The following is a 16,772-nucleotide window of genomic DNA, read 5'->3' as shown; positions in this document are numbered from 1 at the left end:
AGCCCGATTATCACGACATAACGGGACATCAGGCGCACCGCTTGCTACGTTCCCGCCATGACCGGAACGACAGCGGACACCGTCGCCCCCGCCGCGGTACCCGCTGTCCGCCTCCCCCGGCGCCGCGGCACCGAACTCGGCCTGCTCGCCCTCGCCGTCCTGCTGCCCGTGTACGGCTACTGCGCCGTCGGGCTCGCCAAGAGCGGTTCCGTCCCGCCCGGCGCCGTCGGTTACGGGGCCGGGCTCGGGGCGCTCGCGCTCCTCGCCCATCTCGCGGTCCGCTTCCGCGCCCCGTACGCCGATCCGCTGCTGCTGCCGATCGCCGTGCTGCTCAACGGCATCGGCCTGGTCCTGATCTACCGCCTCGACCTGGAGACCCCGGCGGACCGGGCCGCGCCCACGCAGCTGGTCTGGTCGACGCTCGGCGTGGGCCTGTTCATCGCGGTCGTCGTCCTCGTGCGCGACCACCGGGTACTGCAGCGCTATGCGTATCTGTCGGTGGCCGGGGCGCTGCTCCTGCTGATGGCGCCGATCTTCTTCCCCGCGGTGAACGGGGCGAAGATCTGGATCCGGCTCGGCGGGTTCTCCATCCAGCCGGGCGAGTTCGCGAAGGTGCTGCTCGCCGTGTTCTTCGCCAGCTATCTGGCGGCCAACCGCCACGCCCTCGCGTACACCGGCCGCCGCATCTGGAAGCTGCAGCTGCCCACAGGGCGGGTGCTCGGGCCGATCGTCGCGATCTGGCTGTTCAGCGTCGGCGTGCTCGTCGTGGAGCGGGACTTGGGCACGTCGATGCTGTTCTTCGGGCTCTTCGTGATCCTGCTGTACGTCGCCACGGGCCGCACCGGATGGGTCGCGGTGGGCCTGCTCCTCGCGGCGCTCGGCGCGTTCGCCGTGGGCGGCCTCGAACCGCATGTGCACAGCCGGATCGAGGACTGGCTGCACCCCTTCGCCTCCATCGAAGCGGGCCAGGGACCGAGCCAGCTCGCGCAGTCGCTGTTCGCGTTCTCCGCGGGCGGGATGCTCGGCACCGGTCTCGGCCTCGGCCACTCGATCCTCATCGGGTTCGCCGCGAAGTCGGACTTCATCCTCGCCACGGCCGGCGAGGAGCTGGGCCTCACCGGCCTGTCCGCGATCATCCTGCTCTACGGGCTGCTGGTGGAGCGCGGCTTCCGCGCCGGGCTCGCCCTGCGCGAGCCCTTCGGCCGACTGCTCTCCATGGGTCTCGCCTCGATCGTGGCGCTCCAGGTGTTCGTGATCACGGGCGGCGTGACGGGGCTGATCCCGCTGACCGGTATGGCCATGCCGTTCCTCGCACAGGGCGGCTCGTCGCTCGTCACCAACTGGATCATCGTGGCGCTGCTGATCCGTATCAGCGACTCGGCGCGCAGCCAGTACGACGGGACGGCACCGCCGTGACGAGCTGTATCCGCCGCGCGGCGATCGTGTGCGCCCTGCTGCTGGTCGCGCTGCTTGTGAACGCCACCCGCATCCAGGTCTTCCAGGCCGGGACGTACGACGGCAATCCCGCCAACCGCCGTCAGGCGATCGCCCGTTACGCCCAGGCGCGCGGCGACATCCTCGTTGGCGGGTCGCCCGTCACGGCCTCGGAGGACACCGGCGAGCAGCTCCGCTTCGAACGCCGGTACAAGAACGGCCCGTTGTACGCGCCGGTGACCGGCTTCGCCTCGCAGGCGTACGGCACGTCGCTGCTGGAGAACACCGAGGACGAGGTCCTCGCCGGCACCGATCCCCTGCTCGGGCCGGTTCCCGGGTGGAACGACCTCACGCGCGACCGCAGTCCGGGCGGCCGGGTCGTCACGACGATCAACGCGGCGGCCCAGGAGGCCGCGTACCGGGGGCTCGGCAGCCGGAAGGGCGCGGTCGCCGCGATCGAGCCGGCCACCGGCCGGATCCTGGCGCTGGTGTCCACACCGTCGTACGACCCGGGCCGGCTCTCGGGCAACGGCAACTCGGTCAAGGATGCCTGGACGCAGCTGAACGCCGACCCGGAGAAGCCGCTGCTGAACCGGGCCATCCACCAGACGTATCCGCCCGGCTCGACGTTCAAGGTGGTCACCGCGGCGGCGGCACTGGAGGAGGGCGTGGTCGCGGACGTGGACAGGCCGACCGACTCCCCCGACCCGTACACGCTGCCCGGCAGCGAGTCGCGCCTGAGCAACGAGGTGGACGGCTGCGAGGACGCGTCCGTGCGGTACGCCTTCGAGTGGTCGTGCAACACGGTCTTCGCCAAGCTCGGCGTGGAGACCGGCCTCGACCCCATGAAGGACATGGCGCAGCGGCTCGGCTTCAACGACACCCGGCTGACGATCCCGCTCCCGGTCTCGGCGAGCAACTTCGACACCAGGATGGACGGCGCGCAGCTCGCCCTGTCCTCCGTCGGCCAGTTCGACACACGGGCGACACCGCTGCAGATGGCGATGGTCGCGGCCGCGGTCGCGAACGGCGGCTCGGTCAAGTCGCCCCGCCTGGTGGACCGGACGACCACCGACAACGGCTCCACGGTGCGGACAGCGGGTGTGCGGACGCTGCGTCAGGCGATGTCGCAGTCCACCGCGATGCAGCTGCGCGAGCTCATGACGGACGCCGTCGAGGAGGGCACGGGCTCGAACGCGGCGATCCCCGGCGCGACGGTCGGCGGCAAGACCGGCACCGCGCAACACGGCGTCGGCAACACCGGCACCCCGTACGCCTGGTTCATCTCCTGGGCACAGGCCGACGGTGCACGGGAGCCCGCCGTGGCGGTCGCCGTCGTCGTGGAGGACGCGGCGGCCGACAGAGCGGAGATCAGCGGCGGCGGATCCGCGGCACCGATCGCGAAGGCGGTGATGGAGGCGGTCCTGAACCTCCCGGCCACGCGCCCCTCCGACCCTCGTCGCGACACTCCGGAGAAGCCGTCCCCGGACACCCCACAGGGCAACCGCTGGGCGGCCCGCCGCCACTGAGCCGACGGCCCGTAGACGCCGAGTCCCCCATCCCGCCACTTCCCGTAACAAGGGGCTCCGCCCCTGGACCCCGGTCCTCAATCGCCGGACGGGCTGGCAAATCCAGCCCGTCCGGGGCGAAGCCCCCAGCTCACCCCGGTGCCGGCGCCGACGCGGCCGGCTGCTGGTCCGGGCGCTGGACGATCGCGGTGGGCAGAGCCACGTATGCCGTCGTGCCCGGCCCCTGGGAGCGGCGGAGTTCGACGTGGGCGCCCAGCCGGGCGGCGAGTCTGCCTACGACGTAGTGGCCGAGGGTGCCGCCTGCCCGAGCGGCGGCACCGGCGGGCGTGATCAGGAACGACTCACGGCCGGACAGCCGCGCGTTCGCGCGGGCCAGCTGCTCGTCGCTCATGCCGATGCCGTGGTCGACGATCGCGAGGCAGTACTCGCCCGCGTCCCGCCAGCCGTAGATCTCCACGGGCCGCGTGGGCGGGCTGAACACCAGGGCGTTCTCGACGAGTTCGGCCAGCAGGTGGGAGAGCTCGGCGACGGCGTGGCCGCGGACGCGGGACTGCTCCAGGTCCGGGACCTCCACCCGCTGGTACTGCTCGACCTCGGCGACCGCCGACTGCACCACCTCCGACATGGTGACCGTGCCCGGCCAGGAGCGGGGCGGGTTCTCCGCGCCGGCCAGCACGAGCAGCGACTCGGCGTTGCGGCGCATACGGGTGGCGAGATGGTCGAGTTCGAAGAGTTCGGCGAGGGCGTCGGGGTCCAGCTCCTGGCTCTCCAGGGTGGTGATCAGGCCGAGCTGGCGGCCGAGCAGCGCCTGGTTGCGGCGGCCGAGGCTGGCCAGCGACTCGGTGGTGTTGCGGCGCAGCACGGCCTGCTCGCCCGCCAGGCCCACGGCGGTGCGCTCCACGTTGCGCAGGGCGGCCGCGAGGCGCGTGATCTCGCGTGCGCTGCCGGGCACCTCGGCGTCCTCCTTCGTCCGAGGGGCGACCGGTTCGTCTGCGTCGTCGGGACCGGCCTCCTGGATCCGCCGGACGGCCGCGGGCAGCCGGTTGCGGGCGACCGCGTCCGCCTGGTCGGCGAGGGCGCTCAGGGGACGGGTGATGGAGCGGGCGGCGAGGACGGCGAGGGCGGTGGCCACGGCGAGGATCAGCGCCCCGAGCGCGAGGAACCCGCCGAGCTGGCGTGTGGCGGTGGACCCGGCGTCGGCGGCATGGGCGCGCACGTCGTCGCCGACCTTCCGCTGGGCGCCGTGGAGGTCGTCGACGAGGGTGGTCATCGTGTTCCACCACGCGGACGGGTCGACGGAGAGCGCCGACCCTCCCCCACTCTCGGCTTCGCTCGAGCGGGGGGACCCCCACGCGCCGCCCTCGGCCCGCTTCTCATAGGCCGTGGCGCGACGCGCGGCCGCCGTGTCGAACGCGGCGTCGAGCGCGGCCTCCTGTCCGGGCGTGGCGAGTTCGGCGTACTGGTCGAGGGCGGCGACACGGGTCGCGCGGATCTCGGTGAAGTCGAGGTATTCGCCGGTACGGAAGCGGCCGGCGGCGAAGACGCCGTTGAGGGAGCCGCGTTCGAGGGCGACGGCCTCGGTGGCGCGGGCCAGCGCCTGGAGCGCCTGGATACCGTCGGTGACACGGCGGTCGCCCGCGGGCGTGTGCGCGGACCCGCCGTCGATGAGCGCGGTGACCGCCGTGGTGTAGAAGGCCAGGGTGCGGGCGCGGTCCGCGGAACCCGCGTCGACCTCGTCGCGCGTGGTGCCGAGGCTGTCCAGCGGCGTCAGGGCGTCCTCGAGAGCGGTGGTGGCCGCGGTGGTGTGATCACTGCTCTGCTCGTGGAGCACTGCTTCCACTTCGGCGAGGACGTCATCGGTACGCACGCGCTGCGCGTCGACGTCGTCTCGGTACTTACCCGCCCCGCCCAACAGCCCGTTGGTCAGGCCGCGTTCGCGCTGCAGCTCACGTACCAGGTCCTGGGCCTGCACGAGGAGACCGACCTGGTCCACGGTGTCACGGGCGGCGGCCCAGTCGGCCGCCCGGTCGGCGACACCGAGCCCCGTGAGGGAGAGCAGCAGACAGGTCGGCACGGCCAGTACGACGGCGACACGGCCGCGGATACTGCGCCAGCCCGGCAGGGACCGGAACCGACGGCCGGGGCCGAAGGGGGAGCGGGATCCGGAGCCGGAGCCGGGGCCGTTTCCCGCGCCGGCCAAGGAGGGTACGAGTCGGAGGAGCCGGGCGGTGGTCGTCCGCCCGGCGGGCATCTGCCTGTGGTGGGATGTGTTCCCCGTCATGCCGCGCGACGCTAGGGCCTGCCCGGCGAGGATGCGGTTTCCCGGCCGTAAGACGTCGGTTCCCAGGTACTCACCCGATCGACTCCCCGGCGGTGAGGACAGGTTCGAGCGCGCTGTGCGAATCCGATGAACCGGTGGCCACCGGAGCGCCGCATCCGTCAGGTGGCGGCCCCCGCGTCGATCGCGCCCTGGACCTCCGCCACGCGCTCGGCCTCCTCCGCCGCGAAGCGCTCCGCGTCCAGTTTCTCCGCGATCTCCTCGTCCTGCGCCATCAGCAGGTCGAGGTTCGAGTCGCCCATCTCGAAGACGCCCATGTCGACGTAGGCCTCCTGCAGGCGCTTCCCCCACAGGCCGATGTCCTTGACGCACGGGACGATGCGGCTGAAGAGCAACTGGCGGAAGAGGTGCAGGAACTCGGACTGCTCGCTGTATGCCTCGGCCTCCGCCTTCGGGATCCCGAAGTTCTCCAGGACCTCGACGCCGCGCAGCCGGTCGCGCATCAGGTAGCAGCCCTCGATGACGAACTCCTCGCGTTCGCGGAGTTCGGCGTCGGTGAGCTGCTTGTAGTAGTCGCGCAGCGCCATCCGGCCGAAGGCCACGTGCCGGGCCTCGTCCTGCATGACGTAGGCGAGGATCTGCTTGGGCAGCGGCTTGTCGGTGGTGTCGCGGATCATGCCGAACGCGGCCAGGGCGAGGCCCTCGATCAGCACCTGCATGCCCAGGTACGGCATGTCCCAGCGGGAGTCGCGCAGGGTGTCGCCGAGGAGCGACTGCAGGTTGTCGTTGATCGGGTAGAGCATGCCGATCTTCTCGTGCAGGAACCGGCCGTAGATCTCGGCGTGCCGGGCCTCGTCCATGGTCTGCGTCGCGGAGTAGAACTTCGCGTCCAGGTCGGGGACGGACTCGACGATGCGGGCGGCGCAGACCATGGCGCCCTGCTCGCCGTGCAGGAACTGGCTGAACTGCCAGGCCGCGTAGTGCTGCCGCAGCTCGCCCTTGTCCTTGTCGGTCATCTTCGCCCAGTGGGGGGTCCCGTAGAGGGTCATCGCCTCGTCGGGAGTGCCGAGCGGGTCGTGCGGGTCGACCTCCAGGTCCCAGTCGATCCGCGTCTGGCCGTCCCACTGCTTGTCCTTGCCCTTCTGGTAGAGAGCGAGGAGCCGGTCGCGTCCGTCGTCGTACTCCCAGCTGAAGCGGGCGGCGCCGGACGCCGGGACCACCCAGTTCGGTTCGCCCGGGTCGCTGGTGTAGAGCTGCTGCGTCGACATACACAGCAGGCTCACACCTCACAGTGACCCGGTCAACAAGTAGACGTCCAGTCAACAAGTCCTGCGCAAGGGATTGACGACCTTACTGACAGCCAGTCTCATAAGACGCGACCGCCGGTAACCTCCGCGCTGCGGCGCGGAAAACCCTTACGACGAGGTGGGGACAGCCATGACGACGGCGACGGAGGCCGAGGTGCTGCGCGACGCGCTCGGCGTGCTGAAGGACCGGGAGCAGGTGGCGAAACGGCTGCTCGAGTCGTCCGCCCGGCACTCCTTCGACCCGGACAAGGAGCTCGACTGGGACGCGCCCTTCGAGGAGGGCAAGTGGTTCTGGCCGCCGGAGCTGGTGTCGCTGTACGACACACCGCTGTGGAAGCGGATGAGCGAGGAGCAGCGGATCCTGCTCTCCCAGCACGAGGCGGCGGCGCTGGCCTCGCTCGGCATCTGGTTCGAGATCATCCTGATGCAGCTGCTCGTACGGCACATCTACGACAAGGCGGCGACGAGCGCGCACGTGCGGTACGCCCTCACCGAGATCGAGGACGAGTGCCGGCACTCGAAGATGTTCGCGCGCCTGATCAGCCGCTCCGGCACCCCTCACTACCCCGTGAGCCGCGCGCACAACAACCTGGGCCGGGTGTTCAAGACCATCTCGACCACCCCCGGCTCCTTCACGGCCACGCTGCTCGGCGAGGAGATCCTCGACTGGATGCAGCGGCTGACGTTCCCCGACGAGCGCATCCAGCCGCTGATCCGCGGGGTCACGCGCATCCACGTCGTGGAGGAGGCGCGCCACGTCCGGTACGCGCGCGAGGAGTTGCGCCGTCAGATGATGACGGCACCGCGCTGGTCGCAGGAGTTCACGAGGATCACGTCCGGTGAGTTCGCCCGGGTCTTCTCGGTCGCCTTCGTCAACCCGGAGGTGTACACCAACGTCGGCCTCGACAAGCGCCAGGCCGTGGCCCAGGTCCGGGCCAGCGCGCATCGGCGCGAGGTGATGCAGACCGGCGCCCGGCGGCTGACGGACTTCCTGGACGACATCGGGGTGCTGCGGGGCGTGGGCCGCAGGATGTGGCGGTCGTCGGGGCTGCTGGGCTGACGGGCGGCCGGCTGCGGGCGGACGTTAGGCTTCCGGCCATGACCTCGGCAGCCGGCACCCGTGCGTACCGACGGCTCAGCGTGGAGGAGCGGCGCAGCCAGCTCATCGACGCCGCGCTGTCCCTCTTCGCGCACCGCGCGCCCGAGGACGTCTCGCTCGACGACGTCGCCGAGACGGCGGGCGTGTCGCGCCCGCTCGTCTACCGCTACTTCCCCGGCGGCAAGCAGCAGCTGTACGAGGCCGCGCTGCGGTCGGCCGCTGACGCCCTGCAGGAGTGCTTCAACGAGCCGCCGGACGGCCCGCTGACGCAGCGGCTCTCCCGCGCGCTGGACCGCTACCTCGGCTTCGTGGACGAGCACGACGCAGGGTTCAGCGCCCTGCTGCAGGGCGGCAGCGTCGTGGAGACCTCGCGTACGACCGCCATCGTCGACGGCGTGCGCAGGGCCGCAGCCGAGCAGGTCCTGTCCCACCTCGGGGTGACCGAGCCGGGGGCGCGACTGCGGATGACCGTACGGGTGTGGATCACCGCGGTCGAGGCCGCGTCGCTGATCTGGCTGGACGAGGACAAGCAGCCGCCGCAGGAGGAGCTGCGGGACTGGCTCGTCGAGCAGTTCGTCGCGGTGCTCACGGTGACCGCGGGGCGGGACCCCGGGACCGCCGACGTGCTGCGGGACGTGCTGGCGCGGGAGGCCGCCGACGGCCCGGGTTTGTGACACTGGTGCCGTGAAGAGCGAGAACACCTCCTTCGTGGGCGGGCCGCTGGACGGCCGCGTCCTGCCGGTGCTGCTCGGGATCACCGGCCACCCACCGAAGGTGTACCGGGTGCCGGTGCCGGACGCCGCCGGCGGCCCGCCGACCGTGCTCGTCTACCGCCGGGTCCCGGTGGAGACCGGCGGCCGGGCGCTGTCGCTGCACCGGGGGTGGCGGTACGAGTTCGATCCGGAGGGGAAGGCCGGCCGCGGGCTGCGGTGGCCCTGGTCCAAGCCGGGTCAGGGCTGACGCGACCGCCGCCAAGTCCCTTGCGCTGGCGCCGGAGCACATTTTCGCCTGGTGGGAAAGCACGCTCACGGCGCTCCCCTCGGAGGAGCAACCGAAGGGATGACCGATTTGATCCACATTGCCCAGTTATAGGGTATTCCCTCCCTTGCCTGGTTGCATGCTCACCCTGGGTGGACTGCCCACCCCGCAAGCGGAGGTGATGACGTGTCAGGCAAACTTCTGCGGCTGGTCTGCACCGGGGCGACGACGGCGGCACTGGCGGTCGGCAACACGGGCATGCTGTGCGCTCCCGCCTCCGCCGCCGGTTCCGCGGCGGCGTCCGCCACCGCGGCGCTCACCTCACCCGGGCCCGGCGAGCGGACCGTCTCCCAGCTCCTGAAAGACCTTCAGGGGCTCTACCGCGACGCCGAGAAGGCCACGGAGACGTACAACGCGACCGCCGAGAAACTGAAACGGCAGCGCGCCGAGGTCACCAGGCTGGGCACCCGGCTGGCCAAGGCGCGTCTCGACCTGTACGACAGCCGTGAGGCCGCCGGACGGCTGGCCCGGCAGCAGTACCAGGGCAGCAGCGACATCTCCCCGTACCTCCAGCTGCTCCTCGCCCGCGATCCGCAGCAGGCACTCGACCAGGGGCATGTGATCCAGCGCGTGGCGAAGCAACGCGCCACCACCGTGGACCGGCTGGCCCGCGGCGAGAAGCAGGCCGACACACTGGCCACCCGGGCACGCGGCGCTCTCGACAGGCAACTCACCCTCGCCGAGCAGCAGAAGAAGGACCGCGACACGGTGCGGAAGCGGCTGGGGGACGTCGAAAGGCTGATCGCCTCCCTGAAGGCCGAGCAGCTCGCCAGGTTGCGGCGGGCCGAGGAGGCCGAGGCGGCCAGGGCTCAGCAGCAGTTCCTCGCGGCCGGGCTGCTGAGCGGTTCGCGGACGCCGTCCGGGAGCGGGGCCACCGCGCTGCGGTACGCCGTACGGCAGATCGGCAAGCCGTACCAGTGGGGGGCGGAGGGGCCCTCGTCGTTCGACTGCTCGGGGCTGACCTCGCAGGCGTGGGCCTCCGCGGGGCGGGCCATTCCGCGGACCAGCCAGCAGCAGTGGGCGCAACTGCCGCGGGTGTCCCTGCGGAACGTCCGGCCCGGGGACCTCGTCATCTACTTCCGCGACGCCACGCATGTGGCGATCTACCTCGGCAACGGCCTGGTCGTCCAAGCCCCGCGCCCCGGCGCGAAGGTGAAGGTCTCCCCCATCGCGTCGAACCCCGTCCTGGGCGCCGTCCGCCCGGACCCGGGCCGAAAGGCCCTGGCCCGGAAGTCGTACGACCCGCCGGAGCTGCCTCGGGGGGCTTCGGCGGGGGCGGACACGGGGTATGGGTCGGCGGGGGCGCCGCGACAGCGGTGAGGCCTTCGTGCCGTCACGGTTGTGCCCACGACGTACGGCGCCCTCGCGTCGTACCTGTGCGCAGCTTCCGGGGCACAGCCCGGTACCGGGAACCCCGGGTACCGGAACGGGCAGGCTACGCCTGCGCCACCGAAGCGAGGTACGCCTCCGTCTTCGCCGGCTCATAGAAGAAGTTCTCGAAGTCCGCCGGGTCGTTGAACCCGTTGGCGAACCGGTCAGCCACAGGCTGAAGCTGCCCCGCCGCACCGATGAGGTTCAGGACATGCTCCGGCGGCACGCCGAGCATGGCGTTGGTCCACTTAGTGACGTGCTGCGCAGTCTCCCAGTACCGGTCGAACGCCCCCTGCATCCACTCCTCGTCGAACGGCTTGTCCCCGTGCTCGAGGATCGACGCGAGATACGACGCCGCGCACTTGGACGCGGAGTTGGAGCCCTGACCGGTGATCGGGTCGTTGGCCACGACGACGTCGGCCACGCCGAGGACCGCCCCGCCACCGGGCAGACGCCCGATCGAGTTCCGCACGGTCGGGGCGTACCGCCCGGACAGCGTGCCGCCCGCATCTGTCAGCTCGACCTTGGTGGCCCGCGCGTACTCCCAGGGCGTGAACTTCTCCATGAGCTCCAGCGTCAGCGACAGGTGCTCGGACGGGTCCTTGACGCCCTGGAAGGCATCCAGCGGACCGCCGGGGATGCCCTCCCAGAAGAGGATGTCGGCCCGGCCGGACGTGGTGAGGGTCGGCATCACGAAGAGCTCGCCGACGCCGGGCACCAGGTTGCAGCGGACGGCGTCGAAGTCGGGGTGCTCCGGGCGCGGGCCGAGCCCGTGGACGTAGGCGACGGCGAGGGCGCGCTGCGGCTCCGCGTACGGGGAGCGGGAGGCGTCCCGGCCGAACATCGACACGAGCTCGCCCTTGCCCGCCGAGACGAGCACCAGGTCGTACGTGCGGGAGAAGTAGTCCAGGTCCGATACGGCCGCACCGTGGATGACCAGCTGGCCGCCCCGCTGCGCGAACGTCTCCATCCAGCCGGCCATCTTCACGCGCTGGTCGACGGACTGGGCGTAGCCGTCGAGCTTGCCGACCCAGTCGATGGCGCGCTGCGACGGGCCGGGGTCGAAGGAGCCGGGGGCGGCGACGGAGACGCCGAGGCCCTCGATCTTCGGGGCCTGCGGCTCCCAGAAGTTCAGCTGCAGGTCACGCTCGTGCTGGAGCGCGGCATGGAACATGCACTGCGTGGACATGACCCGGCCGGACCGGATCTCGTCCGCCGTACGGTTGGACATCAGGGTGACCTCGTACCCGTGCGACTGGAGTCCGAGGGCGATCTGGAGCCCGGACTGGCCGGCTCCGACGACGAGTATCTTCCGCATGGCGGGGTCTCTACTTCCTACTGGGGGTGAACAGGCCGGACCTGCCGTGGACGTGGTGGGGGGTCAGGTCCTGCGGGTGGTGGCGCCGGCTGGGCGCTGGATCATTCGGGGGCGACGTCCAGCGCGTGGCCGACCAGCGCAAGGAGCGTCTCGACCACGGATATCCGCTGCCGCGCGTCCATGATCAGAACCGGTATGTGCGGCGGTATCGTCAGCGCCTCGCGCACGTCCTCGACCTCGAACCGCTCCGTGTCGTCGAAGTGGTTGACGGCCACGACGTACGGCAGTCCGCAGCTCTCGAAGTAGTCGAGCGCCGGGAAGCAGTCCGGCAGACGCCGGGTGTCGGCGATGACCACCGCGCCGATCGCCCCGCGCACCAGGTCGTCCCACATGAACCAGAAGCGCTGCTGGCCGGGCGTACCGAAGAGGTACAGGACGAGGTCGTCGTCGAGCGTGATGCGGCCGAAGTCCATCGCGACCGTGGTGGTCGTCTTGTCCGGGGTCGCGGCCAGGTCGTCGGTGTCCTCGCTGGCCTGGGTCATCAGCGCCTCCGTCTGGAGGGGCTGGATCTCCGAGACCGCGGTGACCAGCGTGGTCTTGCCGACGCCGAAGCCGCCCGCGACCACGATCTTCGTGGCGATGGGGGCGCGCGTCCGGTCGGTCTGCCAGGCCTGCAGTTGCTCCTCGGGTTCGTCACCGGCCCCCAGTGGGCCGGAGGGGAGCAGTTCAGAGACGGCGGAGTCCACCCAGCACCCTTTCCAGCAGCGCGCGGTTCGGCTGTCCCGGACCGTGGCCTGTTCCGTACACGCGGATCTTTCCCTGGTCCGCGAGGTCGCTGAGGAGTACGCGGACCACGCCGAGCGGCATCTTCAGCAGCGCGGCGATCTCGGCCACCGTGCGCATCCGGCGGCAGAGCTCGACGATGGCCCGCATCTCCGGCATGACGCGCGTGGACAACGAGCCGTTGGTCAGCTCGAGGCGTTCCTCGGGGGCCTCGAGTGCGGCCACGAACGTCTCGACGAGCAGCACGTGCCCGAAGCGGGTGCGGCCACCGGTGAGCGAGTAGGGGCGTACCCGGGCCGGTTTGCGGTCGCCGCCTCTGGTCGGCAGCTTCGACGTGGTCACTTGGCGCTCTCCATCGGCTTTCTCCCTATCGGCTCACTGTGCATCGACTGGCGCAGCTCACGGCGGAGTTCGGGGGTGAGCACATGCCCGGCACGGCCGACGAAGAGCGCCATGTGGTACGCGACGACGCTCATGTCGCAGTCCGGGTTGGCGTGCGCGCCGAGCAGGGAGCCGTCACTGATCGACATGACGAAGAGGCTGCCCTCCTCCATCGCGACCATGGTCTGCTTGACGTTGCCGAAGCCCATCACCTTGGCCGCACCGATGGTGAGGCTGCCGACCCCGGAGACGATGGTGGCGAGGTCCGCGCTGGAGCCCCGGGGGCCCTCCGGCCTGGCGGCCGGCTGCTCCGCGTGGTGTCCGGGGTCGGAGGAGAGCAGCAGCAGCCCGTCGGAGGACACGACGGCGACGGACAGCAGCCCTGGCACCTCCTCGACGAGGTTGGCGAGCAGCCACTGCAGGTTGCGGGCTTCGCGGCTCAGTCCCTGCCGGCTCGGGGATCCGTCCGTAGGGTCAGTGGTGGGCGTACTGGGAGTGCTGGGCGTACGCGCGGGCGCAGTCAACTGCTTGCCTCCTCGACTGTGTCCCCCTTGGCTTCGTCGGTAGTACGTGCGATGGGTCCCGGCTGCGGAGCTCCGTACGCCGGCTGCGCCGATCCGGGCGCCGCCTGGGGCGCCTCGACCGTCGGCTCCAGCGACCAGGCCGCCCGCTCCGGCCCCTCGGCCAGTCGCTGCACAGCCTGTGTCCTCGGCTCTGCCGACTCGGCCGTCGGCAACTGCGGCGATCGGGACGCCCCCTGTGGCGCCTCGCCCGTCGGCCCGGGCGACCAGGCCGCCCTCTCCGGCCCCTCGACCGTCGGCTCCGGCGACCAGAACGCCCGCTCCCGCGACTCGGCCACCCGCTCGGGCACCTCGACCGTCCGCTCCCGCGACTCGGCGGCCCTCTGCTCCGGCAACTCGACCGTCGGGAGCTGCGGCGACTCGCTGATCGGCGCCGGCGCGTGGGCCGTGGGCGCCGGAGTCTGGGCGCTCTCGCCGGCGAGTTCGGCCTCGACGTCGCGTCGGCCGGCCTGCGCGCCCTGCTGGAAGCCGCCGAGGCGGCGGCGCAGCGCTTCGGCGTCCACGGAGCCGCTGCGCGGCTTGGGCACGGAGGCGGCAGGTGCGACCTTGGGCGTCCGCTTGGGCAGCCCCTTGTCGGTGACCCGGTCCCAGGTGGGCGGCCGGAGCGGGGATCGCGGCTCCTTCTCGGGCGACGCGGCCCCCGGCTGCTCCGCAGGCGACTGGCGGCCGCCGGCCCCGGGCTCCTCGCCTTCGTCGGCGGTCCGCTCGTGGGTGTCACGGTCGTCGGCGGCACGCCGTGCGTCGGCAGCGGCCCGTCCGTATGCGTCCTCGGCGGCGGCCCGTACGGACGCGTCACCGTCGGCGGTCGGCCCGGACGCGTCGTCTTCGCCGCCGTCGCCCTGGCCTTCGCCACGGCCCTGCTCGGCCGTTGCCCCGGCCATCGCCCCGGCCTCCCGCAACGACTGCTCCGCCGCGGAGATGAGCGGATCCCGCCCGGGACGCCCCGGCAGCACGTTCGAGTTGGCCTCGGCCTCGGAGCCGGGCAGGGCCAGGGAGGGCGCGCCCCCGACCACGGGGGCGGCCGTCGGCGCCGAGATCCCGGGCGCGGCCGCGAGCAGGGACTTGGGCAGCACGGCGACGGCCGTGACACCCCCGTGCTTCTGCTCCCGCAGCTGCACCCGCAGCCCGTGCCGCGCGGCCAGCCGCGCCACCACGTACAGACCGAGCCCGAGCCCGTCGTCGCCGTCCTGGTCGTAGTCGACGTCCGGGTCGAACGCGGCCAGCCGGGCGTTGACCTCCTGCAGCCGCTCGTCGGTCATGCCGATGCCCTCGTCCTGGACGGAGAGCATCACCTCGCCGTTCTCCAGCAGCCAGCCGGAGACCTCGACGGAGGCGTCGGGCGGCGAGAACGACGTGGCGTTCTCCAGCAGCTCGGCGATGAGGTGGCTGAGATCGTCCGCGGCGAATCCGGCCACATGGGCGTGCGGCGGCAGCGAGGAGATACGGACGCGCTCGTACCGCTCGATCTCGCTGACCGCGGCGCGGACGACGTCGACGAGCGGTACAGGACCGGGGTTGTGGTGGCCGTGCTCGGTGCCCGCGAGGACCAGCAGGTTCTCGCTGTGGCGGCGCATGACGGTCGCCAGGTGGTCGAGCTTGAAGAGCGTGGAGAGCCGCTCGGGGTCCTGCTCGCGCTCCTCCAGCCGCTCGATGATCGCGAGCTGCCGTTCGACGAGGCCGAGCGTGCGCAGCGAGAGGTTCACGAAGGTGGAGTGGACGCTCTGCCGCATGCGCTCCAGGCCGGACTTGGCGTCGGCGAGCTGGGCCCGCAGCGCCTCGCGCTCGTCGGCCATGGTCTGCCGCTGCCCGACGAGGTGCTTGCGGTCGGCTTCGAACGTGGCGAGGCGCTCGTGGAGGCCGGCCGCATGGGCGTGCAGCGCGTTGACGGAGCGTACGACCTGGGCGAACTCGTCGTTCCGGCCGGTGAACCGGACCGGTTCCTCCGCGGTCGGGTCGGCGGCGACACGGGCCGAGCCGATACGCAGGACGGCGAGCGGGCGCGTGAGCGTACGTGCCATGGCCATGGAGACGCCGACCGCGGCCAGCAGGCAGACGCCGACCAGCGCGATTCGGATCTCCAGCGCGGTCACGTCGTCGTCACGCAGCTGGCCCAGGTCCTTGGTGCGCTGGGCGTTGAGGGACGCCTCGACGCCGCGCATGAGGTCGACCCGGGCGGAGAGGGCGGCGTCGAGCTTCTTGCTGCTGTAGCGGAGGTCCCCGGCGGACAGCGTCGGCTGGTCGGTGAGGCGGGCGAGGTACTTCTCCGCGGTGGTGACGTCCAAGCCGGTGACCGTGGAGTCGTACGAGGCGCGGTCTGCGGCCGGGGCGGAGTCCCGGAAGTCGGCGAGGGCGGCCTGCTCCCGTACGCGGGCCTGCTGGGCCGCGGCGCTGAGCTCGTTCCGGGCCTTGACGTCGGCGGCCGACTCGGTGGTGACGGTGGTGGGCAGCCCGGTGACCGGGTCGATCGTGGTGGTGGTCGTGGTGTTCCGGGGCACCGCGTAGGCGGCGAGCAGGAGCCCGCGGGCGGCCGCCGCCTGCTCGACGGCGCTGTCGAGATCGACCAGGGCGTGCGATCCGGAGCCCGCGCGGGGCGGCAGCTGATCGGCCAGCTCCTCGGCGAGGGCGTGCAGTTCGGCGATGACCTCGGAGTACGCCACATGGGCTTCGAGAGCAGTGCTCTTCCCGGTGAGCGCTGCTCTCCGTACGGCCGCGATGTCCTTGATATCGCGGAGCAGCGCGGCGGGGGCGTCGGTGCGCAGTTCGTCGGCCTGCCGGTCCACACGGGCGCTGCGCTGCTCGGAGAGGCCCTTGCCCTTCGGGCGGCCGCCGGCGATATAGGAGGTGACCTCGTCGCGTTCGTCGGCAAGGGAGTGGGCCAGGGTGAGAGCCTGCTGCGTCTGCTCGGAGAGCGTCACCAGCCGCTGGGAGTCGTTCAGTTGCCCGGAGGCCGCGACGACGGCGGGCGCGCCCGCTCCGGCGATCGCGGCGGCGACGACGGCGACGGCGACGATGAGGCGGTTGCGCACGCGGGCGGGGCGGCGGCGGTCCACGGCTCCCGAGGCCGCCGGTCCCGGGGCACCGGACGATCCCGCGGAACCACCTCCCGAGGCACCGGCACCGGACCCACCGCGGCTCGGTCCGCCGGGGGCTCCGGCGGCGCCGCCTGCGGGGACCTGCGGGCCGGAGGTGCCCGGCACATCTGCCGGTGCCTGCGCGTTCATGGCGCCGGGGGTGGAATAAGCAGCGTCGGGCGCACCCGCGGCGATCGGCCCACCGGCAGTCGGCGCACCCGCGCCAATCGGCTCACCAGCGGCAGTCGGTATTCCGTCGACGGACTGCGCAGCCGCGCCCGAGGCGTCGGGCGCTGCCGGCGCGGCCTGCCCGCCGGACGCAGAGGCGCCGGACGCACCCCCGCCGGCCGTGTCGAACGCCGTCTGCCCGCTCTTGCGTCGCCGAGGCCGCATCTTCTGCACCGGTGCTCGCATTCCTGACTCGTCCAACCCCTGGGCCCGGGTGACGGTCCGTCAACGCGAGCGCCTCCTCGTACGGCTCCAGACCATCCCAGCGCCGATGAGCAGCGACCGCCCATCGCCTTGCCCGCCACCCGAAGGAGTGAACATCGGCGGGGAGTTGGTGGGCAAGTTCCGGGATCC

The 16,772-nt window shown here is 72.0% G+C and carries 13 protein-coding genes; 6 read left to right on the top strand and 7 right to left on the bottom strand.

Annotated features, from left to right (window positions below):
• Positions 1–57: 57 nt before the first annotated feature.
• Both ABT009_RS19475 and ABT009_RS19470 read left to right on the top strand, forming a co-directional pair.
• Positions 58–1,416 (top strand): FtsW/RodA/SpoVE family cell cycle protein, encoded by a 1,359-nt coding sequence (locus tag ABT009_RS19475; protein ID WP_351295886.1) that lies wholly within the window; start codon positions 58–60, stop codon positions 1,414–1,416.
• The gene (locus ABT009_RS19470) at positions 1,413–2,963 is read left to right on the top strand and encodes a penicillin-binding transpeptidase domain-containing protein (protein ID WP_351295883.1); all 1,551 of its coding nucleotides are present in this window, start codon (positions 1,413–1,415) and stop codon (positions 2,961–2,963) included. The genes ABT009_RS19475 and ABT009_RS19470 overlap by 4 nt, the downstream gene beginning before the upstream one ends.
• A 130-nt stretch (positions 2,964–3,093) precedes the next feature.
• On the opposite strand, the gene ABT009_RS19465 is transcribed toward ABT009_RS19470, so the two are convergent.
• On the bottom strand, positions 3,094–5,244 hold the full coding sequence (locus ABT009_RS19465) for a sensor histidine kinase (RefSeq protein WP_351295880.1): 2,151 nt from the start codon (positions 5,242–5,244) through the stop codon (positions 3,094–3,096).
• Between the two features lie 158 nt (positions 5,245–5,402).
• Positions 5,403–6,509, bottom strand: a complete 1,107-nt coding sequence (locus ABT009_RS19460) for a ferritin-like domain-containing protein (RefSeq protein ID WP_351295877.1) — start codon at positions 6,507–6,509, stop codon at positions 5,403–5,405.
• Positions 6,510–6,678: 169 nt separating this feature from the next.
• On the opposite strand from ABT009_RS19460, the gene ABT009_RS19455 reads away from it, so the two are divergent.
• The 4 genes from ABT009_RS19455 to ABT009_RS19440 all read left to right on the top strand — a co-directional run bounded on the left by ABT009_RS19455 (position 6,679) and on the right by ABT009_RS19440 (position 10,005).
• On the top strand, positions 6,679–7,608 hold the full coding sequence (locus ABT009_RS19455) for an AurF N-oxygenase family protein (RefSeq protein WP_351295874.1): 930 nt from the start codon (positions 6,679–6,681) through the stop codon (positions 7,606–7,608).
• A 38-nt stretch (positions 7,609–7,646) separates the two neighbouring features.
• Positions 7,647–8,321, top strand: coding sequence for a TetR/AcrR family transcriptional regulator (locus ABT009_RS19450; protein ID WP_351295871.1), 675 nt, complete (start codon positions 7,647–7,649; stop codon positions 8,319–8,321).
• A 10-nt stretch (positions 8,322–8,331) separates the two neighbouring features.
• Positions 8,332–8,607, top strand: coding sequence for a DUF8847 domain-containing protein (locus ABT009_RS19445; protein WP_351295868.1), 276 nt, complete (start codon positions 8,332–8,334; stop codon positions 8,605–8,607).
• Positions 8,608–8,811: 204 nt separating this feature from the next.
• Positions 8,812–10,005 (top strand): C40 family peptidase, encoded by a 1,194-nt coding sequence (locus ABT009_RS19440; RefSeq protein WP_351295865.1) that lies wholly within the window; start codon positions 8,812–8,814, stop codon positions 10,003–10,005.
• 115 nt (positions 10,006–10,120) lie between these two features.
• On the opposite strand, the gene ABT009_RS19435 is transcribed toward ABT009_RS19440, so the two are convergent.
• The 5 genes from ABT009_RS19435 to ABT009_RS19415 all read right to left on the bottom strand — a co-directional run bounded on the left by ABT009_RS19435 (position 10,121) and on the right by ABT009_RS19415 (position 16,169).
• The gene (locus tag ABT009_RS19435) at positions 10,121–11,374 is read right to left on the bottom strand and encodes a styrene monooxygenase/indole monooxygenase family protein (RefSeq protein ID WP_351295862.1); all 1,254 of its coding nucleotides are present in this window, start codon (positions 11,372–11,374) and stop codon (positions 10,121–10,123) included.
• A gap of 101 nt (positions 11,375–11,475) precedes the next feature.
• Complete coding sequence (locus ABT009_RS19430; protein WP_351295859.1) at positions 11,476–12,120, bottom strand: GTP-binding protein; 645 nt, start codon at positions 12,118–12,120, stop codon at positions 11,476–11,478.
• Positions 12,101–12,499 carry a DUF742 domain-containing protein gene (locus tag ABT009_RS19425; protein ID WP_351295856.1) on the bottom strand — a complete coding sequence of 133 codons (399 nt, stop codon included), beginning with the start codon at positions 12,497–12,499 and terminating at the stop codon, positions 12,101–12,103. The genes ABT009_RS19430 and ABT009_RS19425 overlap by 20 nt, the downstream gene beginning before the upstream one ends.
• A complete protein-coding gene (locus ABT009_RS19420) occupies positions 12,496–12,981 on the bottom strand; it encodes a roadblock/LC7 domain-containing protein (RefSeq protein ID WP_351296041.1) in 486 nt (161 codons plus the stop codon). The genes ABT009_RS19425 and ABT009_RS19420 overlap by 4 nt, the downstream gene beginning before the upstream one ends.
• 77 nt (positions 12,982–13,058) lie before the next feature.
• Positions 13,059–16,169 carry a sensor histidine kinase gene (locus tag ABT009_RS19415; protein ID WP_351295853.1) on the bottom strand — a complete coding sequence of 1,037 codons (3,111 nt, stop codon included), beginning with the start codon at positions 16,167–16,169 and terminating at the stop codon, positions 13,059–13,061.
• Positions 16,170–16,772: the final 603 nt, after the last annotated feature.

It is taken from the genome of Streptomyces sp. NPDC002896 (assembly GCF_040295225.1).
Lineage (GTDB): Bacteria > Actinomycetota > Actinomycetes > Streptomycetales > Streptomycetaceae > Streptomyces.
This window is presented reverse-complemented; position numbering and strand designations above follow the sequence as displayed.